Origin of the sequence: Sorangium sp. So ce131 (assembly GCF_051519095.1) — a bacterium.
Lineage (GTDB): Bacteria > Myxococcota_A > Polyangia > Polyangiales > Polyangiaceae > Sorangium.
The window spans coordinates 12,187,298-12,214,005 of the sequence record NZ_CP150455.1 but is presented as its reverse complement, the minus strand read 5'-3'; the positions used below and the strand labels follow the sequence as shown (position 1 = coordinate 12,214,005).

The window sequence follows — 26,708 nt, the reverse complement described above, 5'->3', positions numbered from 1 at the left end:
TAAGCGGCCCTCCTGATGCTCCGCCTCACCGGGTCTGTGCTCCTCGTCGTGATCGTCGGCGCCGCCCCGCTGCTCGCCGCGTGCGGCCCGCAGATCGGCGACGCATGCGCGTCGTCGATCGACTGCGCCCAGCAGGAGCAGGAGCTCTTCTGCGACAGCACCCAGCCGGGGGGCTACTGCACGGCCTTCAACTGCTCGCCCGACAGCTGCAGCGGGAGCAGCGTCTGCGTGGCGTTCAATCCGGTGCTGGATCAGGCGTGCGGCGCGCTCGAGAGCGCTCGCTGGCCGCGCTTCGAGCGCACGTTCTGCATGGCCACCTGCGACGACGACGACGACTGCCGCGACGGCTACGCCTGCGAGGCGCTGCACAAGCTCCGGGACCTCGCCGAGATCCAGCCGGGCGAGCGCAGCGCCGTCATCGTCGACGCCGAGCCGGAGGCCTCGAAGGCGTGCCTGGCCAGGCGAGGCGCTTCGAGCCAGACCAGCGAGCCGCCGCGCGAGCCCGACGAGGTGCCCGGCGTCTGTGGGCCCGCTCCGGGTGAAGGCGGCGCCGGCGGTGAGGGCGGCGCCGGCGGTGCGGGTGGTGCGGGCGCTGAAGGCGGCGCCGGTGGCGAGGGCGGCTCCGGCGGCGCTGGTAACGAAGGCGGCGGCGGCGGTCCGGAGGGCGCGGGCGGCGGTCCGGAGGGCGCCGGAGGCGGTGGGGGTGCCGGAGGCGCGGAGGGCGCGGGCGGCGCCGGCGGAAGCTGAGCGCTCCTCGGGAGCGATCCGGCTTCGCGCGTCCGCCGTGCTAGCGTTCGTCGCGTGTTCGGACCTGCCCCAGCGAAGAGGACGCTCCAGGCTGCGCTGCGCGACGTCGCTTCATCGAAGCCAGCCGTGCGCGCGGAGGCGGTGGGGGACCTCGTCTCGTACGTCGACACGGCGCGGGAGCAGGTCCTGCGCGCCGTCGAGGGCGCGCTGCGCGACGACGTGCACCCGTCCGTGCGCGCGGCCGCCGCCATCGCGCTCGCCGACACGAAGGCCGGCGAGGCGCTGCCCGCCCTCCTCCTCGCCGTCGAGGACGCCGACGCCCACGTCCGGCAGATGGCGATCACCGCGCTCGGGGAGATCGGCGATACGCGCGCCACGGGCCGACTCCGGCGCGCCCTCGCGGACGAGCGGCCCGAGGTCAGGTTCCAGGCGGTGATCGCGTTTCCACGCGTCTGCACCCAGCGGGAGGACGCGATCGAGGCGGTCGTCCAGGCCACGCACGACGACGACCCGCTCGTCTGCCACGTCGCCCTGCGCGTGTTCGAGGAGCTCGGGGAGACGCACGGCGACCTGCCCCCGTCGGGCCTCTCGCGCGCGCGGGCGCTGCTCGAGCACCCCTCGCCGCTCGTCCGGGCAGCGGCCGCGGTCGTCCTCGCGCGCTTCGGCGATCCGGCGGGGCACCCCGTGCTCGTCGATGTCGCGGAGGGAAAGCTGCGCGGCATCGACCACGAGGACGAGGCCGCGGCCATCGAGCTCTGCGGCGAGCTCGGCCTCGCCGCCGCCCGGAGCGCCCTGGAGCGGCGCGCCTTCGGGCTCAGGCTCGGCTTCGGGCGCGATCCGCTGCGCTGGCACGCGCGCGTCGCGCTCGCGCGGATGGGGAACGAGCGCGCGGTCCGCGAGATCCTCAGCGACCTCGGCGCGTGGGACCGCCACCGCCGCACGCTCGCCGTCGCGGCCGCCGGGCGCGCCCGCCTCGAGGCGGCCCGCCAGCCGATCGCGGCGATGCGCGGCGACGAACGCAAGGCCGACCAGGGGGCCGTCGAGGAGGCGCTCGCCGCCATCACGTCCGCCGCCGCGAGCGCGCCGGGCTCGCCGTCGCCCCCGGCCAAGTAAGGCAAGGTGGATCCATGAACGACGAACCCCAGTTCAGCGAGGCCGACCTCGCGCCGAGCCCCGAAGAGCGCGCCGCGTCGCGCCGCCTCCTGATCGATCGCGCCGCCGCGAGCACGGCCGCGCTCGCGGCAGGCGCCTGGGCCGGCGGGATGGTGGCGCTCGGCGCCTGCGCCGCCCCGTTCGTCTTCCGGCTCACCCCGGCCCCGTACTCCGGCGACGCGATGACCGCGGCGTTTGCCCGCTTCGATCAGCTCGCGCTCGGCGCCGCGGTGATCCTCCTCGGCGCCGAGGTGGTGCGCACCTGGGCCGCCGGACGCCGCGGCGTGGGCCCCGCGGCCCGCGTGCGCCGGGTGCTCGCCATGGTGATCGCAGGCTGCGCCGCGTACGTCGGCCTGGCGCTCACCCCGCGCATCGCGGCGCTCCACCGCGACGGCGCCCGGCGCGGCGAGGGGGAGCTCGGCATGGAGCTCGAGCGCGCCCACCGCCGCGCCGAGCTCGCCGGCAGGGCGGAGGTGTTCCTGGGCGCGAGCCTGGTCGTGCTGCACGTGTTCACGCTCGGCGCGCGACGCCCCGAGCTGGACGACGAGGAAGCGGACGCGCCGCTGCCGCCCGGCCCGCGGTGAACCAGGGAGAGACCAGGTGCCGCGCGACAACAAGCTCTACAGCGGCTTCGTGAGCCACGACTACATCCTCACGTTCTCGATCGCCGACGAGGCGAACCGGGCGCGCCTCGTCGCGCTCTGCGCCGGACCGTGGCAAGGCGACGAGGTGACGCTCCATACATGGGAGGTGTCCAACACGCTGAGCCCGGACCAGATGGAGCAGGCGATCCTCGAGCTGATGGGCGACGCGGACCGCGCCGCCTACTACTACCTGTCCGACAGCAAGCGAATGTTCCGCGTCCTCCTCGGTTGAAGGCGGCGCGCCGGCGCGGCGGCGGTTGAAGGTGACGCGGCGGCCGGGCGGAGGCGCTCGCGCCGCGCGGCGGGGGGCGCTCGCCGCGCGGCGGGGGCGCTCGCCGCGCGCGGCGAAGGCGCCGCGACCGCCGCCGTTTCGCGGTATGGTCCGCCCATGAGCGAGCTGGAAGCCGCGCCGCCCGGCGCCTCGACGACGCCCGCCGCCGACGTCCCTCCGCCTCACGACCCGCCGCTCCGGACCAGGGAGCTGGACGACGAAGGCTTGCTCAGCGTCCTCGGCGACGACGGATCCCTGGACCCCGCGACCGACCCCGGCGTCGGCGACGCGCTGCTGGTGCGCGCCTACCGGGAGATCAAGCGGCTCCGGCTGCTCGACGCGCGGATGCTCCTGCTCCAGCGCCAGGGGCGGGTCGGCTTCTACGGCGCGTGCACCGGCCAGGAGGCGACGCCGATCGCGGCGGCGCTCGCGCTCGAGCCGTCGGACTGGATCTTCCCCGCGCTGCGCGAGAGCGTGATGATGCTGGTGCGCGGCTTCCCGCTCCGCGCATACGTCGCCCAGGTCTTCGGCAACTCGGGCGATCTCCTCAAGGGGCGCCAGATGCCGTCGCACATGAGCGGGCGGCAGGTGAACCAGGTCTCCTGGTCGAGCTGCATCGGGCCGCAGCTCCCGCAGGCGGTCGGCGCCGCGTGGGCCGCGAAGCTGCGCCGCGACCGCACGGTGGTCGCGGCGTTCATGGGCGACGGCGCGACCAGCGAGCCCGACTTCCACAACGCCATGAACTTCGCGGCCGTCTTCAAGGTGCCCTGCGTCCTCATCTGCCAGAACAACCACTGGGCGATCAGCGTGCCGACGTCCCGGCAGACGGCCTCCACGACCATCGCCGTGAAGGGGCGGGCGTACGGCGTCCCGTCGGCGCGGGTCGACGGCAACGACGTGCTCGCCGTCTACCGCGCCGTCTCGGAGGCGGTCGCGCGGGCCCGGGCGGGCGGCGGGCCGAGCTTCATCGAGGCGCTGACCTACCGCGTCGGCGCGCACTCCTCGAGCGACGACCCGAGCCGCTACCGGTCCCAGGAGGAGGTCGACCGCTGGACCAAGCGCGACCCGCTGCTGCGGCTCAGGCGCCACCTCGCGGCCCGCGGCCTCGTGGACGACGCGGCGGAGGCCACCCTCGAGGAGGAGCTCAACGCCGAGATCGCCGCCGCCGTCGCGGACGTGGAGGCGATGGCCCCGCCGGCGCGCGAGACGTTGTTCGACGACGTCTACGCGGAGCTGCCCTGGCACCTGCGCGAGCAGCGCGCGGAGCTCCTGCGCTGCCCGAAAGCGCCCGCGCACGGCGGCGGGCGCTGACGCGACGCCGACCGGAGAGGATTTCCCCTCGGGGCGAGGTCGTGTAAGCCCGGCAGCACCCAGGGTACGGCTCGCGGTCGCGGGCGCGGCCTCAGGGCTGGTCAACCAGGGGCTTGCCGGACGGACCCCAGCGCCCCTATCCCAGTCTCCGAAGCGCACAAAAGGACAAGGATGAAGACCTACGACGCAATCGTCATCGGCGCCGGCCCCGGCGGTTATCCCTGCGCCATCCGGCTTGCCCAGCTCAAGCAGAAGACGCTCTGCATCGAGAAGGAGCAGCCCGGCGGGGTCTGCCTCAACTGGGGCTGTATCCCCTCCAAGGCGCTGATCTCCGCCGCCCACCTCTACGAGAAGTCGAAGGCGGGCAGCTCGATGGGCATCAAGGTGAGCGGCGTCGAGCTCGACCCCAACCAGATGCAGGACTGGAAGGAGGGCATCGTCAAGAAGCTCACCGGCGGCGTCCGGTCGCTGCTCAAGGGCAACGGGGCCGACCTGCTCACCGGCACCGCCACGATCGTCGGGCCGAAGCGCGTCGACGTGACGCTCCCGGACGGCTCGGTGGAGCAGATCGAGGCGACCAAGGCGATCGTCATCGCGACCGGGGCGACCACCATCGAGATCCCGACGTTCAAGTTCGACGGCGACGCGATCATCGGCGCGAAGGAGGCGGTGAGCCTGCGCCGCATCCCGAAGCGGCTGCTCGTGATCGGCGGCGGCGTCATCGGCCTCGAGCTCGGCATGGTCTACCAGGCGTTCGGCTCGGAGCTCACCGTGGTCGAGGCGCTGCCGGAGCTGCTCACGGGCGTCGACCCCGACTGCACCAAGGTCGTCGAGCGCAAGATCGAGAAGCGCGGCGGCAAGATCTACAAGGGGGCGAAGGCGCTCGGGTACGAGAAGCAGAAGGACGGCTCGGTCGGCGTGAAGATCCAGGTCGACGGCAAGGAGCAGACGATCGTCGTCGACACGGTGCTGGTCGCCGTCGGCATGCGGCCCAACTCGAAGGGGCTCGGCCTCGAGAAGGTCGGCGTGACGGTCGACCAGCGCGGGTTCGTCCCGGCGGACAAGGCGGGCCGCACGAACATCCCGTCGATCTACTCCGTGGGCGACGTGAGCGGCCCGCCCCTGCTCGCGCACAAGGCGTCGAAGGAGGGCGAGATCGTCGCCGAGGTCATCGCGGGCCACAAGGCCGAGAAGGACTGGGTCGCGATCCCGGGCGCCATCTTCACCGATCCGGAGATCGCGACGGTGGGGCTCACCGAGGCGGAGGCGAAGGCCAAGGGCCTCGAGGTCACCGTCGGCAAGTTCCCGTTCTCGGTGCTCGGCAAGGCCATGGCCATGAACGAGACCGAGGGGTTCGCGAAGGTCGTCGCCGACAAGAAGACGAAGCAGGTGCTCGGCGTGCACATCGTCGGCCCCGAGGCGAGCACGATGATCAGCGAGGCGTCGCTCTCGCTCGAGATGGCCGCCTTCCTCGAGGACCTCTCGCTCACGATCCACCCCCACCCGACCCTCGGCGAGTCGCTGATGGAGGCCGCCGCCCACGCGATGGGCGCCGCCATCCACATCGCAAATCGCTAGAGCGGCGGTCACCCGCTGCGGATACGGGCCCACCTCGGCGTTTTCGGTGCTCGGCGTACAGGAGTACGCCTGCGCGCCGAAAACGCCGATCTGGGCCCGTCTCCTGTGCGGGTGACCGTCGCTCTCAGTCGCGAGGGGCGGGGGAAGGCCGCTCAAGGGGGGAGAGCGGCCTGCTCGGGGCGGCTTCGCGTCGCGGAAGGGGAGCTTCCGGGACAGGAGACGCCGCTGTGTCAGTCGCGGAGGAAGTGGCAGGTGTAGCCGCCGGGCTGCTTCTCCAGGTACTTCTGGTGGTACTCCTCGGCGCGGGTGAACTGACCGGCCTCGACGATCTCGGTGACGATGGGGGCGCGCCACTTGCCGCTCCGGTCGACGCGCGCCTTCACCTCCTCGGCGACGCGGCGCTGGTCCGGGGTCGTGACGAAGATGGCCGAGCGGTACTGCGTGCCGACGTCGTTGCCCTGGCGATCGCGCGTCGTGGGATCGTGCATGCGGAAGAACCACTTCTCGAGCAACTCGGCGTACGAGAGCTTCGAGGGATCGAAGACGATGCGCACCGACTCGGCGTGGCCGGTGCTGCCGGTCTTCACGTCCTCGTAGGTCGGCGCCCTCGTCCGGCCGCCGGTGTAACCGACCTCCGTCTCGAGGACGCCAGGGATCCCCCGGAGGATCTCCTCCATGCCCCAGAAGCAGCCGCCGGCGAGGATGGCCGTCTCGAGCGTCGCCTTGCAGCCGGCCGGCTCTCCCGCCGAAGGCATCGCGCAGGCGTTCGCCCCGGCGGCCTGCGACGGCGCCCCGGCGGCCTCGCGCGGCGCGCCGCCACGGCCCTTGAACAGGGCGACGTAGGCGCCGTAGCCCTCGGCCTCCAGGCGATCCACCGGGATGAACCGGAGCGACGCGGAGTTGATGCAGTACCGCAGCCCGGCGGGCGCGGGGCCGTCCTCGAAGACGTGACCGAGGTGCGAGTTGCCGCTCCGGGATCGCACCTCCGTGCGGACCATCCCGTGGGCACGGTCGACGCGGGACACCACCCGCTCCGGCTCGACGGGGCGCGTGAAGCTCGGCCACCCCGTGCCCGAATCGAACTTGTCGAGCGAGGTGAACAGCGGCTCGCCGCTCGCCACATCCACGTAGAGCCCCGCGTCGTGGTTGTTCCAGAACGCGTTGCGGAACGGCGGCTCGGTCGCGTCGCGCTGGGTCACCTCGTACGCGAGCGGCGTGAGCCTCTTTCGCAGCTCCTCATCCGACGGTTTGCGATAGGTCTTGTCCGACATCGTTACAGCCTCCTTGGACTCCTGAGCGGCCTCGCTCGCGTGGTGCGTCTCGCGCGCGCGACGGCACGCGAGGGCGGCGCACGCGAGCAGCACGAGCGCGAAAAGACGAGCAACGCGGGGAAACTTCATGGTCCACCTGGCCGGTCGAGCGTAGCGCACACACCTTCCCTACGCCGGACGGCGCCGCCGGTTTCGCGCCGGCTGGCGCGCCGCGCGCGCGTGGCCGCCGCGCGCGCGGCCGCGCTCCGGCGCCCGCCGCGCCCGCCGGCGCCGGGCTACGGGCCGCCGCTCTCCAGGGAGGCCTCGCCCTCGGCGGCGCGCCGCTCGAAGCAGTCGTCGGGGATCTCGCGCGCGCTGCGGATCAGCCGGGTCGCCTTGATGAACGCCGACGTGATCGGGTCGTGGTAGCCGCTCGCGCCGTGCAGGCCGGGGACGGCGCGCTGATAATGGCGGGCGACGCGCCCCATCATCGCCTCGCGGACGTACTTGCCCACCATCGACGCCATCGCGACGCAGAGATCCGAGGCGTCGCTGTCGCGGACGAAGGCGATCTCGCCGAGGCCGGGGAAGCGGTAGGCGCTGCGGGCGCGGCTCTCCTCGACGACGAGGTGCAGCCTCCCCGCGAGCGGGCCGAACGCGGCCCCGTACTTGCCGAAGCCGCCGACCTTGCCGCACACCGCGAACACGTCGACGCCGGCGAGGGCGCGCAGCTCGAGGATGAGCCGCTCCATGGCGTGAAGATCCAGCACGAACCGGTTCTTGCCCGCGCGCGCGCCGTCGTTCATCCGCTTGGCGCAGATCAGGATCGAGCGCACGGCGACGATCTCGACCCCCTTCTCGGCGAGCTTGTCGAGGTCGCGGCCGATCGCGCGGAGCAGCTTGTCGGGCGCGGCGAACGCCTCGCCGTCCTCGGACCAGCACTGCTCCTCGACGTGGCTGGGGCACGGCGCGCGCAGCGCGGCGCCGTCCTCGAGCGAGACGGCGTGGAGGAGCTCGCCCACCGACGACACGGGCCCGGCGCGGCCGCAGCCCCGCGCGACCAGCGCGCGCGCCCAGGCCTCGCCGAGCGAGACGTCGCCGTGGGCCACGAGCTGCTTCGAGTCGCCGAGCCGCTGCGCGAGCGCGCCGCGCGGCGCGCGGCCCGCGGTCTGCCAGCCGGCCTCCGTGACGCGCGAGAGGACCGCGGTCACCACCATCGGGCCGAGGCGCGGGCCGAGGCCGTTCTCATCGACGCCGATGCGGTAGCGGACGGAGGGCTCGCCGGACGGCATGCCGGCCCCTTGCCACACGGCGCCGCCGCTGTCATCGCGCGTCTCTCCAGCAGGCGGTCCGCCGGCTTCCAGGCGGCCCCGGGGCTGTGCGGCCCCGGGGCTGCGCGCGGGGGCAGGGCAGCGCAGGGCAGGGCAGAGCCTGCTCCGCGGCGCGCGGACCGCGCACGCGCTCACGGACGACACCCCGCGCGCCCGAGGCCGCCGCGACAACCGTGTGGTCGACGAAGCGCGCTTCGTCTAGGCTGCGCGCCCTTCGGGGGAGCACGATGAGAGAGGTTGCCCGCTCCCTGAAGAAGCTGCTCCACCGGATCGCGTACGGCGGGCTCGGGGTGGTGGGCGCCCTGCTCCTGTCCCGCGCCGCCTCGCTCACCACCCAGTGGATCCTGTCGGCCGTGGTCGGCCCCACCGCCGTGACGGCGTACGTGCTCACGACGACCCACGCGAGCACCGTCGTCGCGCTCGTGGCCGTGGGGCTCGCCGCGTCGCTCGCGAGCCGCGCCAGGCTGTTCGACCGGCCACGCGGCCGCGCGGCCGTGGCCAGCGCGCTTTCGGTGCTCGGCGTCGCGGCCGGCGCGCTCACGGCGGCGCTGGATCTCGCGAGCGGGCTCGGGCCGGTGGCCGCGCTGAGCGCCGCGGCGTTCGCCTTCGCCTCGCTGCTCGCCTGCGCGAACCCCGTCGTGTGGCCGATCTGGCAGATCCGGGGCCGCTTCCTCCTGCTCCTCTCGATCACCGCCGCGATCTCGGTCGGGCTCTGCTTCGGCGCGGCGCTGCTCGGGATGCCCCGGCTGAGCGCGGTGCTCGTGGGCGCGGGCGTCGCCGTGCCCGTCCTCGCGATGATCGGGCGCGTGCAGATCCGGCGCGCGATCCGCCTGGCGTTCCTGCTCGTGCGCCACGCGGTGTGGCCCTCGCTCGTCAACCTCTCCACGGTCGCCGTCTACCCGCTCGCCCTGCACAAGGCCATCCCGCTGCTCGGCGAGTCGCGGGTCGGTACCCAGGTGCTCTGCTGGTCGATCATGCCGCTCCTCACGACGAGCTCTCAATCGTTCGCGAGCCGCGCCATCACGTCCGGCGCGCTCAGCGGGGTCGGCAGCGAGGCCGAGCGGCGCGCGAAGGCGCTCTCGGCGTGGGTACGGACGGTGCCGTTCACGCTCGGGATCGGGGTCGCGATCTATCTCCTCTTCGTCATCCACGTGCCGTTCCTGCCCTTCACGGGCAGCGCGCGGGACGATCTCCCGTCCACGTTCCTCGTGTCCGTCGTGGTGCCGGCCATCTCGGATCCGCTGTGCTTCTATTTCGCCAAGTCGTACCGGAGCCGGTCCCTGGTCCTCGGCAGCGTGCTGAGCAGCGCGGCCGTCGCCGCGGCGCTCCTGCTCTGGCCCGCCGGCGTGCTCGATCGCTTCGGCGTGCTCGGCCCGTCCGCGATCGTCGCGGTGCTGCGGCTGGCGTTCCTGTTCGACGTGCCCGGGCTTCGCCGCGTGGCGTACGCGGCCCTCGGGCTCCTCCTTCTGGGCTACGCGGCGACGTTCCTGCTCTAGGGCGAACGCCCGCGCCCGCGCCGCGCGCCGCGCCCAGAGCGAGCGCCCGCGCCGCGCGCCGCGCCCAGAGCGAGCGCCCGCGCCGCGCGCCTTTTCTCCGGCTCCCGCGCGTGCGTCGCATTATAGTCATCGCCCGATGCTCATCCTCCCGGTGCCCTGCCTCAGCGACAACTACGCCTACCTCGTGGCCGCGGACGGGCGGCGTGAGGCGATCGTCATCGACCCGTCGGAGGCCGCGCCGGTCGTCGCGGCGCTCGAGCGCGCGGGGCTCGGCCTCTCCGCCATCGTCAACACGCACCACCACCACGATCACGTCGGCGGCAACGAGGCGCTCCGCGAGCGCTACGGCGACGTCCCCGTCTTCGCGCACGCGAGCGACGTCGGGCGCGTCCCGGCGCAGACGGTGCGGGTCGAGGAGGGAAAGCCGGTCGAGGTCGCCGGCCTCACGCTCCAGCCGCTGCACGTGCCCGGCCACACGCTCGGCGCCGTGTCCTATTGCGTCGAGGACGCGGTGTTCACCGGAGACACGCTCTTCATCGCCGGATGTGGCCGCATGTTCGAGGGCACACCGGAGGTCATGCACGCCTCGCTCTCCAAGCTCGCCGCGCTCCCGGGGCACACGCGTGTCTTCTGCGGTCACGAGTACACCGTGAACAACCTCCGTTTCGCGGAGACGGTCGAGCCGGACAACCAGGCTGTCCGCGACAAGCTCGCCGCGGCCCGCGCGGCGCGCGAGCGCGGCGAGCCCACGGTGGGGAGCACGATCGCCGAGGAGCTCGCGACGAACCCGTTCCTGCGGTGCAGCGAGCCGTCCGTGCGGGACCGATTCCCCGGCCAGACGCCGCCCGACGTGTTCGCCGCCGTGCGGCGCGCGAAGGACAATTACCGCTGACTCACGGCGTCGCGGCCGGGCCATTCGACTCGTATTCCGCTCGCGCCCGCCGCCTGATTTCTATACGACTAGGCCCATGGACTCCCGCGCTCCCATCTTCGGGTTCAACGACGCGCGCGACGCGATCGTGCGCACCGTGGTCGAACGGGTCGTCAGCGCCACGAAGGATCCGCTGCTCGCCATGAACGAGGCGGCGTACCAGGAGGCGAAGCGGCTCGAGGGCTCCCGGAAGCCGCAGGACGTGCGCGAGCTCGCCGAGTGGCAGAAGCTCGCCCGCTCGCTCGGCCGCATGGAGGACGCCGAGCGCCGCCGCCGGCTGCGGGAGCTCTCGGAGGAGTACGCGTGGGACATCGCGGGGAACTTCGACCGGCGGGTCTACCAGCTGTCGTCCCGGCTGCTGCCGCCGGTCGTCAGCGCCCTGCTCGCGCCGCGGAAGCTCATGACGGTGGTCCGCGACCCGCGCAAGCTCATCAGCCTCGAGCTGCTCGCCGACCGGGTGCTCGTCGAGGGCCCGCTCGCGAAGCTCCGATCGCTCGTGCGCCGCGGCACGGCCGTCTATGTCCCGACGCACCTGTCGAACATGGACTCGATCGTCTTCGGCTACGCCCTCGAGCGCGCCGGCCTGCCGCCCGCCACGTACGGCGCCGGGAAGAACCTCTTCACGAACCCGGTCCTCTCGTTCTTCATGCACAACCTCGGCGCCTACCGCGTGGATCGGCGCATCCGGCACAACCTTTACAAGGACGTGCTGAAGACGTACTCGGGCGTGCTGCTCGAGCGCGGCTACCACTCGCTGTTCTTCCCCGGGGGCACGCGGTCGCGCTCGGGCGGCGTGGAGCGGCGGCTGAAGCTCGGCCTGGTCGGCAGCGCGTTCGAGGCCTACGCGCGGACGCTGCAGAGCGGCCGCGAGCGCCGCATCTTCTTCGTCCCGGCGACGATCAACTACCTCATCACGCTCGAGGCCGAGACGCTCATCGCCGATTTCCTCTCCGAGGCGGGCAAGGGGCGCTTCATCATCGAGGACGACGAGTCGAGCCGGATCGGCCGGGTCGCGTCGTTCCTCCGCAAGCTCCTCGCGATGAACGCCGCGGTGGTCATCCGCTTCTCCGATCCGGTCGATCCGTTCGGCAACCGGGTGGACGAGCTGGGCCGCTCCTTCGACGCCCGCGGCCGCGAGGTGGATCCGGCGAGCTACATGAAGGACCAGCACGGCAAGGTGGTCATCGACCCGGCGCGGGACGCCCAGTACGCCCGGGAGCTCGGCGAGGAGATCTGCCGGGCGTACGCGCGCGACACGGTCGTGATGGCGACGCACGTCGTCGCGGCCGCGAGCTTCGCCCGGCTGCGCAGCCAGTCGCCCGCCGCGGATCTCTTCACGGTGCTGCGCCAGCGCGACGTGCTCACGGTGCCCCGCGACGACCTCGCGGCGGACGTGGTCGCCCTGTGTGATCGGCTGCGCGCCCTCGAGCAGCAGGGATTGATCGTGCTGGGCGAGGACGTCCGGCTCGGCTCGGGCGGCGACATCGTCGAGCGCGCGATGCGCGCCTTCGCCGGCTACCACTCGGCGCCGGTGCTCGACTCGCGGCCGGACGGCGTCGCGATCTGCGACACGAACCTGCTCTTTTATTACCAGAACCGCCTCGCCGCCCACGGGGTGGCCTGGGACGTGATCGCCCCGCCGGGGGTGCCCACCGGGCTGCAGGTCCAGCCGCCCTTGCCGCAGCTGGCGACGCCGTCGCCGGCGGCGCCGCGGGGCGCCGACGGCGGCGCGGGAGCGCCCCGCGCCGGCGCTGCGGCCGGCGCTGCGGGCGCGGGGTCGGCGAACGGCGCGGGAGGTGCTCGGTGAGCGCGCGTCCGGCGCCTTCGGTCGGGGTCATCGGCGGCGGGTTCTGGGGGGTGGCGCTGGCGCTCTCGGCGAGCCGCACCGGGGCCGAGGTCCTCCTGTTCTCCCGCCGGGAGCACCCGCAGATCAACGACGGCCCGCGGATCGTGCGGGACTACGCCGAGGTGGCCCGGGCGCGGCTGCTCGTGATCGCGGTGCCGTCGAACGCGGCGCGGACGGCGCTGCGCGCGCTGGGCGATCACATGGACGGCTCGCACCTCGTGATCCACGGCGTGCGTGGCCTCGAGGGCGAGGCGCTGAAGACGGTCTCGGATCTGGTCCGCGAGGAGACGCCGGCGCGCCGGGTGGGCGCGCTCGGCGGCCCGGTGCAGGCGGATGAGCTCACCGAGGGGCGCCCGTCGGCGATGGTGTGCGGCTCGCGGTTCCCGGAGGTGCACGCCGCGGTGACGGCGGCGTTCCAGTCCGACGCGCTCCGCGTCTACACGACGCCGGATCTCCAGGGCCTGGAGTGGGCGTCGGCGCTGGTGGGCTGCCTGGCGATCGGCGTCGGCTTCGCCGAGCAGGCGGGCGCCGGGCCGGGGCTGCTCGCGGCGCTGATCTCGCGGGCGGTGGACAGCGCGGCCCGCATCGCCGTCGCGGCGGGCGCGGAGGAGCGGACGGTGCTCGGGCTCGGCGGCTACGGCGACCTGCTCGCCTCGATCGCGCTCGAGGGCCGCCCCGAGGTGCTGCTCGGCAAGGCCCTCGCGCGCGGGCGCACGCTCGACGAGGCGGTGGCGGAGGCGCGGCTGCGCGTGGAGGCGATCCCGCTGATCCCGCGGATCGTGGCGTTCGCGAAGGAGCGGAAGGTGGACGGGGGGGTGTTCGAGGCGCTCGATACGATCCTGCGAGGCGCCGAGCCGAGGGCGGTGCTCGACCGGATGTTCGCGGCGTGAGCTGGAGCGGCGCTCACCCGCTTCGGAGACGGGCCCATCTCGACGTTTTCGGTGCTCAGCGCACAGGAGTGCGCTTCCGCGCCGAAAACGCCGAGTTGGACCCGTCTCCTGTGCGGGTGAACGCCGCTCTGTGGCGCATGTACCAGGGCGGTGAGGGGGATCAGGCCGGACGCGGGGCCAGCGGGCTGCCGGCGGCGGCGGCGATGCGGCGCGCAAGCGACTCGAAGTCGCGCCGGCAGTCCTGCACGGCGGCGGCGCTGCTGCCGATGGCGCCGTCGGCGGGCGTGAGCAGGAACATCGGCTTCCGCGCCTCCTGCGCCATGGGCATGAGGCTGCGGTAATACCGCAGGATCGCGAGCTGGTACGGATCAGGGCTGGGCACGTCCCCCTCCTCGTCGAGGAGCGTCTGGCGGTAGACTTTGGGGATCTTGGGGATCCATCGCTGGTGTGCCCTCGCGGGATACGCCTCGCGCGCGGCGTGCTGCAGGATGACGTACCCGAGGGGGCGCATCTCGCCCCTGGGTACGGAGAGCTCTTCCGGGCGCGCCTTGTTGTCGAGGCGCCTCTCCCAGCCGCGCCGCCAGGCTGCGAGCGTCGGCCGGTGGAAGGCGCTCATGATCCGGAACGCGTCCGCCGCCTCGTCCGGGCGGTCGCTCAGGCACTTGTCCCAGGCCTCGGCGAGCCGGTCCTCGAAGAGGCCGAGGCCGAGGTCGCCCGGGACGAGCGAGAGCGAGCGCCACAAGTTGGCGGGCTCGAAGGTCGCGGGTGGAGAGCCGTTCGCGGCCAGCTGGGCCTGCGCGACCGCGATGCCGCGCCCGAACCGGTTGACGAACCCCAGCACCTTCGCAGCCTCGGCGACGATGGGGTTGCGGTAGGCGGTGCCGTGCGGGAACCGGCGCCGCTCTCGATGAGCCGGCGCAGGTCGGTCACGGGCGCGAGCCCAGCATAAGGGGGCTCGCGGGCGTCCTTGAGTCCTGTGAACTGGGCATCGCGGATAGGGTAGAGCGGCAATTGGCTGGCTGGCGGCCATCAAGTCTCCGTAGCAGGAACTCGGACCGCTCGTCCGGTATCGATCTCGATAGCGGCGGGGCGGTCGGACCGCCCGTCCGGTATCGATCTCGATAGCGGCGGGGCGGTCGGACCGCCCGTCCGGCATCGATCTCGATAGCGGCGGGGCGGTCGGACCGCCCGTCCGGTACCGATCTCGATAGCGGCGGGGCGGTCGGACCGCCCGTCCGGCATCGATCTCGACACCGGGAAGGCGGTCGGACCGCCTTCTGGATGACGATCCTGACAGTGAGGCGGCGGTCCGAGCGGCTCGCCGGCGCTGCGCTGTCGCCAGGAGGGGCGGTCCGAGCGCTCGAAGGGCGTGCCTCCAGTGGAATCGGACCGGTCAGACCGGTCGGCGTGTACGTTATGTGCGCGGTCCGCGGATCCGGGGAGCGGCGAGGCCGACGGGAACGGCCGTTCCAGACCGTTCTCGTCGCGTGCGTGGTCTCGGACCCGAGGCGGCCGGCCCTCACCTCCACCCCGCCGCGAGCCGCAGCCCTCCCGCCGCGTTACTCCACCGGCGCTCCGCCGTCTTCGAGGCCCAGCCCGTTTTCTCCCGCGGGCTCTCCCTCCACCGCCTGGTCCGTCGCGCCATCCTTGACCGGCCCGGCGCGCCGCGCCCCGCCGCGCCCCGCGAAGAGCGACGGCGCGATCGCGTCGTAGTCCCCCTCGGCCCAGCGCAGGTACGTGACGCCGCGGCGGCACTGGTCATACGCCCGCACGAGCAACGTGAACGCCCGCGCGCGTCGCTCGGCCGGATCGACGGCCTTGGGCGTCGGCAGCCCCGGCTGATTCCGGGCGCCGAGGGCCACGAGCAGCTCCGGACCGAGCTTCGACGCGCGCTCGACCTCGGGCCACTCCACCGTGGTCCTGTTCTTCACGGTGTCCCACGCCTCCCCGAAGAGCGCGGCCAGCGCGACCAGATCGTTCGCCGTGTCGAGGTGGCCGTTGCCGCTCCGGATCTCCGCGACGCGGCCCGCGTCGACGAAGCCCTTGTGCGCGAGGGCCTCCGCCGCGACGAGCAGGTCCGCGCGCAGCGCGGACGCCTCGTCGAGCAGCGGCTTCAGCCCGTCCTGCCCCGGACCGGCGGGCAGCGCCAGGAGGTGCGCGTACCAGGCGGCGAGCGCGTAGCTCATCAGCTTGTCCAGCGCCTCGATCGGGAACCTGGGCAGCTCGTCCACGAAGCGGGCGCGCAGCGCCTTGAGGTGCGGGACGGCGCCCACCGCGACGGCGACCGCGCGCGGGATGTCGACGTTGATGGGGACGACCTTCTCGATTCGCTCGAGCTCCGGCTCGATCTGCGCGAACGCCTCCGCAGCCTCGTTGGGCGCGCTCGGTCTGGCCGGCGCTGACTTCTTCGGTCTCGGTCTTGCCACGATTCCTCCCTTGTGGTCGAGGCGGTTTGCACAGCACGGACATCCGATGTCCAAGCCAGCTCCCCCACGGCAGTTTGTCGAACGGGCATGCTACCCGGAGCCGCCGGAAGCCCGTCAACAGCCAGGCACGGGCATCGCGCGACGGATTATTGCCTCGGCGCGCTTCGCGCGCTCCTGGACACGCGTTCGCTCACAGGCCTTCTCCTCCGCTGGAGGAGCCGAGCGACGCGGCTACTGGAGCCGCCGAGCGACGCGCCGACTGGAGGAGCTGAGCGACGCGCCGACGCGCTCACTCGTTCGCGAGCGCGAGGACGGCCTGCGCCACGCCCGTGACGACCTTCGCAGCGCGCGCGTAATCGAGCGTGTCCGGCGTGTCCTTGTCGGTGTGGTAACGCCGGTTCCGCAGGAACGCCGTGTCCGTGACCATGACCGCCGGGTAGCCAGCGTCCCAGTAGCTCCGGTGGTCGGACCAGTCCACACCCTGGACGAGCGCCGGGGCGCTCAGCGAATGGACGGGCAGGTCGGTCGCGCCGCGCATGGCCCCCTTGACGAGGCGCACGAGCGAGAGCCCCTCCAGATTGCCCACCACGGCCACGAAGTTTCCCTTCGTGGGATAGAGCATCGCGAGCGGCGCCAGCGGGAACGCCTGGCTGCCCTCCTCGTCGGTGAAATACCCGATCATCTCCAGGCTGATCATCGCCCGGACCGCCACGCCGGCCGCGCGCAGCGCGCCCGCATGGTGGGCGCTGCCCATGTGCGCCGAGCGGAAGTACGGCGGCTCCTCCAGCGTGAACGCCACGAGCTCGACGTCGCTGCGGAGCGGCGCCCGGCCGAGCATCCGCCCGAGCTCGAGCAGCCCCGCCACGCCGCTCGCGTTGTCGTCGGCGCCGGGCAGGTCGTTCGCCGCGTCATAGTGGGCGCCGACCACGACGCGCGCGGGCGAGGCCGGGCCGAACCGGGCGAGCACGTTGCGGTAGGTCCGCCCCTCCACGTCGTAGAGCTGCTCGGTGACGCGCCCTCCGGCGGCCCTGAGCTCGTCGCCGAGGTACGCCGCAGCGCGGTCCAGCTGCTCGATGTGACGATGGCCCCGCGGGTGGAACGTCTCGACGAGCTTGTGGACATCGCGCTCCAGCCGGGCCGGATCCGCGGAGAGCTCCGGTGCGGACGGCGGGCGCGCCGCGACGAAGGGCTGGCTGACGCAGGCTCCAATGACGCCGAGGCCGGCGAGGAGCAGCGCTGCGGCGGCCGCGAGACGCCGGCCGTAGCGGGGACGAAGTCTTGTAATGGAGCGCGCCTCTTCCAGGGTCGTCGCCGCGTTCATGGTCAACGAGAGGGCGGACAGCTGGAGGATGTCCCCGGTTCCTGTCGTGGCGTGCGAATCGGTGGGCGACTCACGATTCGGCGAGGACGTCCTCGGCGGAGGTCGCGGTCACCGCGCGGGCAAGCCAGCGCGCGAGCGTGGCCGCCTCCGTGCATTCCACGACGCGCGCGCGGACGGCGTCGTCGACGGCGATCCCGCGCGCCTCGAGGATCGCCAGGACCGCCTCGGCCTTGCCCCTCGCAAGCCCGGCGCTCTCCCCGCGGGCAAACCCGGCGCTCTCCCCCCGGGCAAACCCGGCGGCCTCGCCCTCGGCGCGCTTGGCGGCGACGAGCTCGCGCACCTGCTGGATCTCATCCATCACCTTGCGGTAGGCCTCGAGCTCGGCCTCGGTGAACGTCGCCTCGTTGGCGAGCTCCAGCGCCTCCCTGTGCGGGCCATCTGGCAGGTCGGGCGGCACCTCGGTCAGCTCGGGCGAGTGGACGAACAGCCACGCCCACAGCTCCGCCCCCGTCTCCGGACGCCGCCTGGGCAGCTTGGGCAGCTCCAGGAAGGCATACTGGACCTGGAGCAAGCCGTGGTTGCCGGAGCGCCGCTCGGTCATGTTCCAGCGGCTCAGCATCGGGACGCGGGGCAGCTTCGCGGCGTCCTGCTCGGCGTCCGGCCATATCGCGAAGTCGCAGATCGAGATCGCCACCACGTCCGCCAGATCCGTGTACGGCCTGCCCATCTTGAGCTGACCCACGTAGGCCTTGCACGCGTTGTACACGACGCGGTTGATGAAGCCGGGAACATGGATGAGCTGCATCTGCACAACGAACGTGGCGCCCGATCGGTCCTTGCACTTGACGTCCAGGATCGACAGCTTCGCCCCGGCGACGAGCGGCGCCTGTTCGCTCGGCAGGTACTCGATGGCATCGATGGTCCGGTCGCCCTGACGCTCGAGCAGGTCGTTGAGCAGACCCCGGAGGATGTCCGGCTGGGTCGCGAAGATGCGCCGGAAGACGAAGTCGTTCTTCAGGTCTGCGAAGGCCATGCCCAAGCTTGGCCGGCGCGCTGGCGGCGAGGCAAGGGGCAGCACGCCGCGCCGTCTGGTTCCTCCGCGGCGACCCGGCAGCCCGCGCCGAGGACGAGCCCAGCCGCGGCGTGCGGCGAAGGAGCAGGGCTGTCGATTCCGTGACGAGCCGGGCCGCCCGAACGCAATTCATGAAGTGAGGGTTGCGAGACGCGGCGGTGCGGGGGCGCGCGGAGGCCTATCGCGCGCCGAGGTGAGGTGGTGTTGGAACCGGAGAAGGTGCTCTTCGAGGCAATCTGGCGAGACCATCGGGAGATGCTCGCCACGTACCTGCTGTACCTCGGCGTGAAACGGCAGGATCTGGAGGACGTGTTGCAGGAGGTGCTCCACGGCGTCTACCTCGGGCTGAGCCGGTTCGATCCCGCGCTGGGCACGATGCGCAGCTGGCTCATCGGCATCGCCACGCACCACTTCACGCACTACCGGGACAGAGCCCATCGCCGCCGCGAGGTGCCCTGGTCGCCCGGATGGTTCGAGCCCCTCGTCGACGAATCGCCGAGCCTGGATGCGCTCGCCGTGGCCAGCGACGAGCGCGAGGCGCTCGCCGAGCTGCTCGCCGAGGTGCTTCCGGAGCGACGCGCCATCCTCGTCGCGCACACGATCCTGGAGATCGACATGGGCGAGATCGCCCAGGCGCTGGCCATCCCGGTCCAGACGGCGTGGAGCCGCCTCCGCCTCGCGCGCAGGGACCTCGACGCCGCGGTCGCGCGACGGCGAGCGCGCTGCCGCACCCGCAGCCGCGGATGGGACGAGGGGAGCCTCGTTCTGCCTGGCTGCCTCGAAGTCGGGCGGCCGGCGGCACCTCTCCGCGATGGGCTGCGCGACCGCCTGGGAGACTGGCTGCTCCACCGCCTCGGAGACCTGGGCCTCGGCACACCCGCGAGGGCAGGGACCTGGGGCGCGTCCGCCCTCGGCATCGCGAAGCCCGTCTGCATCGCTGCCGCAGCGGCCGCCGTCGCGGCCGGCGTTGCGACCGCGCCCGCGGAGCCGGCGCCGGTGCTCGCGCAGGCGGGCGTACACGCGGCGGTCACCCGGCGTGCTCCACCCAGCGCGCCGCCCGCGCCTCGCCCTCGCGACGCCGCAGCAGCGGCGGACGCGGAGGCCAGCGCCGCGCCTCCTCCGGCGCCGCCGGCCGGCTCAGGCGCCCGTCGCATGCGCGAGCGCCCCGGCGACGGAGCGGCCCGCCTCGCCGAGGAGCGCCGGCTCATCGAGAAGGCCGCCGTCATGCTCCGGGCCGGTCACCTCGCCGAGGCATCCGAGATGCTCGAGCATCACACGCGGCAGTTTCCGCGCGGACAGCTCGCCGGACGGCGGGAGGTGCTCCTGCGCGAGCTCAACGCCGGAAGCGACATCGAACACGCCACCGGAGACAACACCCCGTGACGCCGCCGAGGATCGAGCCCGCGCTGCCCTGAGCCCACGCTGCGCCCGAGCTCGGCGCATGCTGCCCGCTCCTGCCGTCCTGCTGCCGGGCTTCTACTGGACGAAGCCGAGCATCTCCGCGCCCGCGCCGGCCTGCCCTGCCAGCTCCGGCAGGTCTGCTCGCCCGCCGGCGCCCCCCTTGCCCGGTTCACCGACGCCGAGCGACAACGTCCCCAGGACCTTCGGAGGATCGAGCAGGTACGCGATCCCGATCGACGGGCCGCCCAGCCCCCCGCCGCCGTGGCCGCCGTTCCCGCCCTGGCCGCCGCGGCCGCCGTCACAGCCCCGCAGCGAGCCGCTCCTCGCCGCGCCGCCGGTGCCACGGCTGCCGCCCTCCCCGCCGATCTGGCCAGCACCGCCGCGGCCGCCGTCACCCCCGTCCGCAGCAGCGAGCGTCGTGTCGTGCAGCGTCACGCCGTCGCTCAGGCTGATCAACGCGATGCTCGCACCGCCGTAGCCGCCTCCTCGGCCACCGCGGCCGCCGCAGCCGCCGCCGCCCCCCGAGCCGCCGCTCGCGCCGCCCTTCGGCAGCGCCGGCGACATGCCGCAGAACATCACCCCGCCCAGCGTCCCGCCGCCGCCGCCGCCGCCCTGACCGAAGAGCCCCCCCGCGCCGTCCGTGCCACGGATCCCTTCCCAGCCCGCGCGCGTGATCATGCCGCGCCCGGCGGCGCCGCGGCCCTGCGCGCCGTGGCTGCCCGAGTTGCCCTGCCTTCCATCGGTGCAGTCGGCGCCGGCCGTCTGGCCTTCTCCTGCTTGCCCCCATCCCATCGCGTTCGAGATCGGCTCCGGCAGTCCGCCGCGCCCATCGTCGCCGCTGCTGACCGCGCCGTCGCCTCCGGCGCCGCCGATGGTGTCGCCGTCGTCGCAGGTCGTTGCCGCGGCCGGCGCGCCCGCGACGACATCCGCAGAGCAGGCGTCGCCCCCCCTGTGCCCGTCCGCGCCGCTCGCGGCGGCGCCGTCGCCGCCGTCCTCGCCGTCCTCGCCAGGCGCGCCGCGCCCCGCGACGAGCGCGCTGCGGAGGAACGTCACGGTCGCGCCGGGGAGCACCAGCGCTGCGATCGACGAGCCGCCCGGCTGCGCCGCGTCGGCGGCCTGGGCGAGCACGTCGGCGACGACCGACGCGCCGCTGCCGCCCTCGAGGCGCAGCGGGATCAGGTCCGGCTCCGGCGCGAGCACGGTCTTCGTGTGGTCCCCGATGAAGGTCCACCCGCGCGCGCAGTCGAGGCCGCCCCGGATCTCCGCGCCAGCCGGGATCTCGACGGCCTCCGGGAACGTCTCCGCGCAGGCATAGACGCGCCGCGCGCCCTGGCGCGAGCGCTCGATCGCCCGGCGCATCGTGCGCACCGGCAGCGCCCGCGTGCCCGGGTTCGCGTCGTCCCCGAGGCTGCTGCTCGCGAACACGCCGCAGCCGTCCGTCGGCGCGGCGTCGATCGGATCGTCTCCGCAAGGAGCGCCGCCGGGGCTGTCCGGCGCGCTCGGCGGCGCGCCCGGCGCCTCGGGAGCCACCTCGCCCTCCGGCGCGCCGGGCTCGCCGCACGCGATGTGCTCGGCGCAGTCGTACGGGTAACACCCGCACACGCTGACCGCGCTGCCGCACCCGAGCATCACCCACGTCGCGGCGACGAGCGCGCAGCGCGCGGCAGCCCCCCACCTCGCGCGGGCGTCCCCCATCGCGGGGCAGCCTACCACACCGCCTGGAGGGTCACGCCGGGCGACAGCCCCGTCGCCCCCGCGGTCATCGGCGTGAAGCCGGCCGTCGCGCGCGGCGGCGCCGCCGGGGCCCACCAGTACGACGACACCGAGAGCGCCCCGAGCGCGCCGCTCGCGACGAGGACCGCGACGGCCGCCGCGCCCACGCCGTCGCGCCGCGCGATGAGCGCCTCCTGGTGCCTGCACGCCCCGGAGAAGCCCGCGCCGTTGCACGCGCCGCGTCCCCCGCGCTCGCGGACCTCTGCGGCGCGCTCGTCGACGACGCCGTCGAGCACCTCCGCGGCGACCCAGAACCCGGCGCCGAGGACGGCGCCCGCCGCGGCGGTCCCGAGGGCGATGCGCCGCAGCACGTCGGCCCCGTCGCCTGGGTCCGCGGGCTGCGCGGGCCCGGGGTGGAGCTGGAGCGCGTTCACGCGGGCCGACGGCGCCGGGACCGGCGTGCTCGCGGCGAGCGCGAGCGTCACGCTCGACGAGGCGCCGCGCACCGCCTCGATGCCGGCCACCGCGTCGGCGTACCCCGCGAGCCTCGCGCGCACCGTGTGCGGTCCGGGCTCGACGAAGACCACGTGCACCGGACGCGGCGCGCCGAGCGATCTGCCGTCGAGGAGCACCTCGGCGTCGCGGGGGCTCACGGCGAGGAACAGCGCGCCGACCTCGCGCTCCGCCTGCGCCTGTCCAGCCTCGAACCGCCGTTGCTGCTCGACGGGGAGCGCGCTCCGATGATCGAGGCTGAAGCGCAGGTGCTCCGCGGCGTCCCGGTGCGCGCCGAGCGCGAGCTCGCACAGGCCGAGCTCCCCGGCCACCTCGGCGCGGGTCGCGGGCGAGAGCGGCGGGCCGCGGCGCTCTTCCAGGGCAGCGCGGTAGGCCAGGGCGGCTTCGCCCCACCGGGCGGCGCGCCGCGCCTCGTCGCCGCGCCGGATGGCGTCGCGCGCGCCGGCGTCGGCCGCCGACGTGGTCGGGGCGGCGGGCGCCGGCGCGCGAACGCGACCGGACGCGCCCGGCTCCGCCGACGCGGCCAGGGACGACAGCGCGAGCGCGGCGCTGAGGGCAAGCGGCACGGACCGCCGTCGACGCGACATGGCGCCATCCTAATCCAGCGTCGCGTGCGCCGTGTGCTCCTCGCTCGGAGAGCCGCCGGGTCTCGGACTCGGACCCAGCCCCCGACAGGCCACCGCGCGGCGTCCTGGCGCTCCACCGCGAGCTGTCGTCGTCAGCCGTCCTGCTTCTTCGCGCCCGCTCCGGCCGGGGCCGCGGGCAACGTGGGGCCGTCGCAGCAGCGGAATCCCGTGGAGTAGTCGTGATAAGTCGGCTCGTGGGCGATCGTGGTGAAGTAGCAGCCCGGACCGAGCTCGCTGGTCGTGCTGAAGAAGCCTCCCATGAACACGCCGTTGCCCTCGTGCCACGGCTGGTCGCGGCGCTCGACGCCCTCGACCGCGAGGCGCATCACGAGATCGTGATCGACCATGTCGCTCACCCACTCATGCAGGTTCCCGATCATGTCGTGGACCCCGAGCTCGCTCGCGCACCCGGCGTGGTCGCCGCTCCTCGCCAGGAATCCGGGCTTCTGGTCGAGCTCGGGGCTGTTGAAGTGCCTCTCGTAGCTCCACCCGCCCGGCGGGTGCTCGCCGAAGACCTCCCGCAGGAGGTGCGCTTTCCCCGTGTTGCACCGCCCGCGCTCGCCGCGGGGCCCGTACGGGTAGCGGTGGACCCCGTTGCCGCGGCAGGCGCGCTGCCACTCCCGCCGCGTGCAAAGGCGCTTGCCGGCGGCGACACACGCGGCCTTGGCCTCGACGCGGCTGATGTACGCCTGCGGAAACACGCCGGGCCCGCTGCGGGCGACGTAGAGGACCCCCGGCTCCGGCCGCTTGTAGTGCGGGTGCACGGCGAGCTCGCCGCCGGCGTCGGTGACGAGGTGCGCCTCGTACCGATCGATGCAGAAGCCGCCCACGGCGGCCATGTCGGCAGGGCACGCTCCGGGCGCCTGGAGCGGCAGGGCGGGCAGCCCGGCGCTGGCCGAGCTGGGCGGGGGCGCCCCGGAAGGCGCCGCGCTCGCCCGGCTCCCGACCGACGCCGGCCCGACGGGGGCGCCGCCCAGGATGGCCGCGCCGGCGTGGGCGCTGCCAGCGGGCGCAGCCGACGCGGGCGCCGGCGCGGCGGACGCGGGCAACGCGGCCGCGGCGAGGGCCGTCGGCAGGGCAGCAGGGGCGGCCTCGGCGGAGGCGCCCGCCCTGCTCGCAGCGCTGCCGCCGCCGTCGCCCGGCGCGGCGCACGCGGTGAGCCCCATCAGGGCAGCGAGCCAGCCTGTGGGGGCGACACCCGCCAGGCGGCGTCCGGGGAGCGTAGGTCTGTCCGATAGGAGGGCCCGGCGAGGAGCGCGGGGCGGCGCGGTCGGCACGAGGGGGAGTGTACACGCGCCCGGCCCTTGCATCGAAGACGACGCTGTCGACCCCCGCTGTTCCCCACGACGAGCGCGAGCAGACGCCCGACCAGCCGCTCTACATGCCCCCCGGCTGAGCGCACGGATCGGCGACGGCGCCGCAGCTCGCCTCGCAGCTCGTGCAGGTGCACTCGTACACGGCCTCGTACCTGCTCTGGGCGTCAGGATGGGCCTCGTTGCAGGCGGTGAAGCACTCCGGCTGCGGATCGCTCTCCATGCAGGTCCGGGCGCACTCGAGCCAGACCCGGCAGGTCGCGTTGAGCGCGCAGGCCGTCATACAGCCGTTCTGCGCCGCGCAGCTCAGGCACTGCGTGCCGCTGCCCGAGCCTCCACCCTCGCCGCCCTGGCACGCGCTCAGGCAACCGGCGAGCTCCGGGTCCACGTTCTCCCCCGTCAGCGTCTGGATCTGCTCGCACGACGCCCCGTTCACGCACTCGGCGGCGCACTCCGCCGCCGGATCCGAGCAGTCGTAAGGGACGAGGCTGCATATGGGGACGTCGCACTCCGCGGCCTTCGTGCAGGCCTGATCACACACGGTCTCGCCCCCGCCGCCGCCCCCGCCGCCGCCTCCGCTCGCGCTGCTCGACGTCGTGGTCGCGGCCGAGGTCGTCGTCGACGCGCCCGACGTCGTGCCGCTCGTCGTCCCCCCGCCGCCGTTTCCACCGCCCCCGCCGGGGTTCTCCGGCGTGTCGTCCGAGCACGCCGTGAACGCCGCGGCCGCCGCGACACAGATCACGCACACCAGAGAAGAAGTACGTCCGCGCATCTCCGCTCTCCTTTGGGCACGCCGCGGGTGGTCCACGTAGAATGCCCCCAACGCGGCGCGATCGTTCGCCTACTTCCCACCCCCGGCAAGATTTTTCTCCGGCGGGCGCATGGCCCGAGGTGAACGTCCGCGCCCCGAGAGCGCCCGCGTCCGGCGCGCCTCGGCGCGCTCACGCCCGCCGGCGACGCCCGGTGTGCTCCCCGCCGGCGCGTCGACGCGCCGCCGCGCCCCTCAGTCGGATGCCGGCGACAGCGCCCCGAGGTCCGCGCCGCCGCGCTTGCTCCCGAGCAGATCGTGCGCCGGCACCTCGCGGGCGTCGCCCTGCCCGAGCAGCATCTTCGACGTCCGCTTCGGCCTGAAATCCGGCCGGTTCGGGTTGAGCTTCCACCAGCCCCCCTCGAGGATCACCCACGGCTCGTCGCTCGCGCGGACCACCTCCGCCGCGAACCGCGCGCGCGTGATGCCCGTGACCGCCCGCGTCTCCGCGAGCGACGTCGCGAGGCGCTTCAGCGCGGGCGGCATCCCGCCGTAGCTCACCTGGTTCACCACGTTGTGGCCCGCGTCGAACCGGTAGATGCCCGTGCTCAGCACCTCGATCGAGGCCGAGGCGTCGTTGATGAACACGTTGTTCCTGAGCCGGCAGCCCCAGCTGCCGTTGCCGCACTGGAGCGCGGCCCGGCCGCCGTTGTTCATGATCACGGTGTTGTTGCGGATCAGGTTGTTGCGGCACCCGAAGAGGGGCAGCGCCTCGGGGCCGCTCACCTGCTCCGGCGCGCTGGGGCCGGGCTCCACGTACGCCTTGTCGAACGGGTTCGCGTCGTCCCACTGCGCGATCCCGCCCGCGAGGTTGCCATAGAGGAGGTTGTTCTGGATGAGGGAGTCCGACAGCCCGGCGAGGTTGATCGCCCCGCCGCCGGCGCGGCCGTTGCCGTTCATCACGTTCTGCTCGATGATGAAATTGACGCCGCGGCCGTCCGGAAACCCGTGCTCGCCGAAGCGCTCGGCCGCGAGCTTCATCAGCCCCGCGGCCCAGGCGCGCGTCGGCTCCTGCGGTGGGTAGCTCCGGAACGACGGGTGCTTCATCACCTCCTCGAGCGACACCTTCGGATCGAGGTTCGCCTGGAACCCCCCGGCGTTGTTGCCGAAGAACACGTTGCGCCGGACCACGTAGTTGTCCGAGCCGTCGGACACGTAGGCTCCGTGCTCGCGCGCCGAGAAGGCGAACAGGTTGTCCTGCAAGAGGACGGTGTGGCTGTCGGTCGCGTGGAACCCCCACATCCGATGGTGATGCGAGAAGCTGCCCACGACGGCGATGTGGTGCGCGAGCTTGCCGGTCTCGCCGAACGCGCCGTCGACCATGATGCCCGCGCGCGGCGCGCCCGCGCTCTGCCGGCCCGGCTCGCTGCTCCCGGCGAGGTTGAACCCCTCGATCACCACGTGGTGCGCCGCCTTGAGGTAGATCATCCAGCTCGGGTCGAGGGCGCACGCCTGGTTGATCACGACCTCGCCCGGCCTCCCCATCGCCTTGAAGTGGATGAACCGCTCCTGGCCGGCGCTCGGCTTGTCGCCGACCGAGAACCCCGCGTAGGTGCCGGGCAGCACGGCGACGAGGTCGCCGCCGCGGGCCGCGTCCGCGGCCTGCTGGAGCGTCGCGAAGGCGCGCGTGACCGGGACCTCCTGCGCCTCGGCCGCCGCGCCGCGCGCGTTCAGGTCGAGCGGGGCGACGCGGATCGTGGCGGGGGCGGGCGCGCCGACCACGAGGACGCGCTCGTAGCGCCGCTGCAGCTTGAGCGACTGGCTCACCCACACGTCGGAGTCCCGCGTCGTCACGAACGGCTCGGCGGCCGTGGGCGCCGGCGGCCCCGGCGGCGCGGACGTCGGGGCCGGGGCCGGAGCGCCGGGCTTCTTCGCCGGCGGCGCGGGCTGCGCTGCCTCCTCGGGCGGCGGCGCCGCGACCTGGATGGTGGGGCCGCAGGCGGGCGCGGCGAGCGCGACGAGCGCGCCGCCGACCAGCGAGCGCACGCGCGGGCAGCGGCGGGCCAGAAGCATGACGCGTGTCGGTCCCCTCATCTCGACGCTCCGGCGAAGGCCGCCCCTCCGCGGC

Annotated in this window: 22 protein-coding genes; 11 read left to right on the top strand and 11 right to left on the bottom strand. The window is 73.9% G+C overall.

What is annotated here, in order from left to right:
* The first annotated feature begins 15 nt into the window (after nt 1–15).
* The 6 genes from WMF43_RS44415 (at nt 16) to lpdA (ending at nt 5,703) form a co-directional block, all read left to right on the top strand.
* Nucleotides 16–747 (top strand): hypothetical protein, encoded by a 732-nt coding sequence (locus tag WMF43_RS44415; RefSeq protein WP_437674420.1) that lies wholly within the window; start codon nt 16–18, stop codon nt 745–747.
* A 126-nt stretch (nt 748–873) separates the two neighbouring features.
* Nucleotides 874–1,860, top strand: a complete 987-nt coding sequence (locus WMF43_RS44410) for a HEAT repeat domain-containing protein (RefSeq protein ID WP_437674418.1) — start codon at nt 874–876, stop codon at nt 1,858–1,860.
* Nucleotides 1,861–1,874: 14 nt separating this feature from the next.
* Nucleotides 1,875–2,483 carry a DUF4149 domain-containing protein gene (locus WMF43_RS44405; protein ID WP_437674416.1) on the top strand — a complete coding sequence of 203 codons (609 nt, stop codon included), beginning with the start codon at nt 1,875–1,877 and terminating at the stop codon, nt 2,481–2,483.
* Nucleotides 2,484–2,499: 16 nt separating this feature from the next.
* Nucleotides 2,500–2,775 (top strand): hypothetical protein, encoded by a 276-nt coding sequence (locus tag WMF43_RS44400; protein WP_437674414.1) that lies wholly within the window; start codon nt 2,500–2,502, stop codon nt 2,773–2,775.
* 156 nt (nt 2,776–2,931) lie between these two features.
* Nucleotides 2,932–4,125: a thiamine pyrophosphate-dependent dehydrogenase E1 component subunit alpha gene (locus tag WMF43_RS44395; protein ID WP_437674412.1), complete on the top strand. Its 1,194-nt coding sequence runs from the start codon at nt 2,932–2,934 to the stop codon at nt 4,123–4,125.
* Between the two features lie 171 nt (nt 4,126–4,296).
* On the top strand, nt 4,297–5,703 hold the full coding sequence (gene lpdA / locus WMF43_RS44390) for a dihydrolipoyl dehydrogenase (protein WP_437674410.1): 1,407 nt from the start codon (nt 4,297–4,299) through the stop codon (nt 5,701–5,703).
* A 230-nt stretch (nt 5,704–5,933) separates the two neighbouring features.
* On the opposite strand, the gene WMF43_RS44385 is transcribed toward lpdA, so the two are convergent.
* Nucleotides 5,934–6,974, bottom strand: coding sequence for a bifunctional methionine sulfoxide reductase B/A protein (locus WMF43_RS44385; protein ID WP_437674409.1), 1,041 nt, complete (start codon nt 6,972–6,974; stop codon nt 5,934–5,936).
* Between the two features lie 275 nt (nt 6,975–7,249).
* Complete coding sequence (locus WMF43_RS44380; RefSeq protein WP_437674407.1) at nt 7,250–8,245, bottom strand: hypothetical protein; 996 nt, start codon at nt 8,243–8,245, stop codon at nt 7,250–7,252.
* A 266-nt stretch (nt 8,246–8,511) separates the two neighbouring features.
* Between WMF43_RS44380 and WMF43_RS44375 the strand changes: the two genes are divergently transcribed.
* From WMF43_RS44375 to WMF43_RS44360, 4 genes are all read left to right on the top strand, one after another.
* Complete coding sequence (locus WMF43_RS44375; RefSeq protein ID WP_437674406.1) at nt 8,512–9,780, top strand: hypothetical protein; 1,269 nt, start codon at nt 8,512–8,514, stop codon at nt 9,778–9,780.
* Between the two features lie 136 nt (nt 9,781–9,916).
* Entirely contained in the window at nt 9,917–10,672 is a 756-nt protein-coding gene (gene gloB / locus WMF43_RS44370; protein ID WP_437674405.1) for a hydroxyacylglutathione hydrolase, read from the top strand.
* Nucleotides 10,673–10,748: 76 nt separating this feature from the next.
* A complete protein-coding gene (locus WMF43_RS44365; protein ID WP_437674403.1) occupies nt 10,749–12,518 on the top strand; it encodes a 1-acyl-sn-glycerol-3-phosphate acyltransferase in 1,770 nt (589 codons plus the stop codon).
* On the top strand, nt 12,515–13,447 hold the full coding sequence (locus WMF43_RS44360; protein WP_437674401.1) for an NAD(P)-binding domain-containing protein: 933 nt from the start codon (nt 12,515–12,517) through the stop codon (nt 13,445–13,447). The genes WMF43_RS44365 and WMF43_RS44360 overlap by 4 nt, the downstream gene beginning before the upstream one ends.
* 160 nt (nt 13,448–13,607) lie before the next feature.
* Here WMF43_RS44360 and WMF43_RS44355 read toward each other — a convergent pair whose 3' ends face one another.
* From WMF43_RS44355 to WMF43_RS44340, 4 genes are all read right to left on the bottom strand, one after another.
* Nucleotides 13,608–14,288, bottom strand: a complete 681-nt coding sequence (locus WMF43_RS44355; protein ID WP_437674399.1) for a hypothetical protein — start codon at nt 14,286–14,288, stop codon at nt 13,608–13,610.
* A 718-nt stretch (nt 14,289–15,006) separates the two neighbouring features.
* Entirely contained in the window at nt 15,007–15,873 is an 867-nt protein-coding gene (locus WMF43_RS44350; RefSeq protein WP_437674397.1) for a hypothetical protein, read from the bottom strand.
* Between the two features lie 289 nt (nt 15,874–16,162).
* A complete protein-coding gene (locus tag WMF43_RS44345) occupies nt 16,163–17,194 on the bottom strand; it encodes a M28 family peptidase (RefSeq protein WP_437674395.1) in 1,032 nt (343 codons plus the stop codon).
* A 70-nt stretch (nt 17,195–17,264) separates the two neighbouring features.
* Complete coding sequence (locus tag WMF43_RS44340; RefSeq protein ID WP_437674393.1) at nt 17,265–18,227, bottom strand: Rpn family recombination-promoting nuclease/putative transposase; 963 nt, start codon at nt 18,225–18,227, stop codon at nt 17,265–17,267.
* A 240-nt stretch (nt 18,228–18,467) separates the two neighbouring features.
* Between WMF43_RS44340 and WMF43_RS44335 the strand changes: the two genes are divergently transcribed.
* Nucleotides 18,468–19,649, top strand: a complete 1,182-nt coding sequence (locus WMF43_RS44335; protein WP_437674392.1) for an RNA polymerase sigma factor — start codon at nt 18,468–18,470, stop codon at nt 19,647–19,649.
* A gap of 93 nt (nt 19,650–19,742) precedes the next feature.
* On the opposite strand, the gene WMF43_RS44330 is transcribed toward WMF43_RS44335, so the two are convergent.
* The 5 genes from WMF43_RS44330 to WMF43_RS44310 form a co-directional block, all read right to left on the bottom strand.
* Complete coding sequence (locus WMF43_RS44330; protein WP_437674390.1) at nt 19,743–21,362, bottom strand: hypothetical protein; 1,620 nt, start codon at nt 21,360–21,362, stop codon at nt 19,743–19,745.
* A gap of 11 nt (nt 21,363–21,373) precedes the next feature.
* Nucleotides 21,374–22,480 carry a PEGA domain-containing protein gene (locus WMF43_RS44325; RefSeq protein WP_437674388.1) on the bottom strand — a complete coding sequence of 369 codons (1,107 nt, stop codon included), beginning with the start codon at nt 22,478–22,480 and terminating at the stop codon, nt 21,374–21,376.
* Nucleotides 22,481–22,611: 131 nt separating this feature from the next.
* Nucleotides 22,612–23,685, bottom strand: a complete 1,074-nt coding sequence (locus tag WMF43_RS44320) for an SUMF1/EgtB/PvdO family nonheme iron enzyme (RefSeq protein WP_437674386.1) — start codon at nt 23,683–23,685, stop codon at nt 22,612–22,614.
* A 211-nt stretch (nt 23,686–23,896) separates the two neighbouring features.
* The gene (locus WMF43_RS44315; protein WP_437674384.1) at nt 23,897–24,604 is read right to left on the bottom strand and encodes a hypothetical protein; all 708 of its coding nucleotides are present in this window, start codon (nt 24,602–24,604) and stop codon (nt 23,897–23,899) included.
* Nucleotides 24,605–24,835: 231 nt separating this feature from the next.
* A complete protein-coding gene (locus WMF43_RS44310) occupies nt 24,836–26,653 on the bottom strand; it encodes a right-handed parallel beta-helix repeat-containing protein (RefSeq protein ID WP_437674382.1) in 1,818 nt (605 codons plus the stop codon).
* Nucleotides 26,654–26,708: the final 55 nt, after the last annotated feature.

Coding starts and splice junctions, on each gene's coding strand:
- WMF43_RS44415 (WP_437674420.1), top strand. CDS start 16: ATGCTCCGCCTCACCGGGTCTGTGCTCCTCGTCGTGATCGTCGGCGCC.
- WMF43_RS44405 (WP_437674416.1), top strand. CDS start 1,875: ATGAACGACGAACCCCAGTTCAGCGAGGCCGACCTCGCGCCGAGCCCC.
- WMF43_RS44395 (WP_437674412.1), top strand. CDS start 2,932: ATGAGCGAGCTGGAAGCCGCGCCGCCCGGCGCCTCGACGACGCCCGCC.
- lpdA (WP_437674410.1), top strand. CDS start 4,297: ATGAAGACCTACGACGCAATCGTCATCGGCGCCGGCCCCGGCGGTTAT.
- WMF43_RS44385 (WP_437674409.1), bottom strand. CDS start 6,974: ATGTCGGACAAGACCTATCGCAAACCGTCGGATGAGGAGCTGCGAAAG.
- WMF43_RS44380 (WP_437674407.1), bottom strand. CDS start 8,245: ATGCCGTCCGGCGAGCCCTCCGTCCGCTACCGCATCGGCGTCGATGAG.
- WMF43_RS44375 (WP_437674406.1), top strand. CDS start 8,512: ATGAGAGAGGTTGCCCGCTCCCTGAAGAAGCTGCTCCACCGGATCGCG.
- gloB (WP_437674405.1), top strand. CDS start 9,917: ATGCTCATCCTCCCGGTGCCCTGCCTCAGCGACAACTACGCCTACCTC.
- WMF43_RS44365 (WP_437674403.1), top strand. CDS start 10,749: ATGGACTCCCGCGCTCCCATCTTCGGGTTCAACGACGCGCGCGACGCG.
- WMF43_RS44345 (WP_437674395.1), bottom strand. CDS start 17,194: ATGAACGCGGCGACGACCCTGGAAGAGGCGCGCTCCATTACAAGACTT.
- WMF43_RS44340 (WP_437674393.1), bottom strand. CDS start 18,227: ATGGCCTTCGCAGACCTGAAGAACGACTTCGTCTTCCGGCGCATCTTC.
- WMF43_RS44330 (WP_437674390.1), bottom strand. CDS start 21,362: ATGGGGGACGCCCGCGCGAGGTGGGGGGCTGCCGCGCGCTGCGCGCTC.
- WMF43_RS44325 (WP_437674388.1), bottom strand. CDS start 22,480: ATGTCGCGTCGACGGCGGTCCGTGCCGCTTGCCCTCAGCGCCGCGCTC.
- WMF43_RS44320 (WP_437674386.1), bottom strand. CDS start 23,685: ATGGGGCTCACCGCGTGCGCCGCGCCGGGCGACGGCGGCGGCAGCGCT.
- WMF43_RS44315 (WP_437674384.1), bottom strand. CDS start 24,604: ATGCGCGGACGTACTTCTTCTCTGGTGTGCGTGATCTGTGTCGCGGCG.
- WMF43_RS44310 (WP_437674382.1), bottom strand. CDS start 26,653: ATGCTTCTGGCCCGCCGCTGCCCGCGCGTGCGCTCGCTGGTCGGCGGC.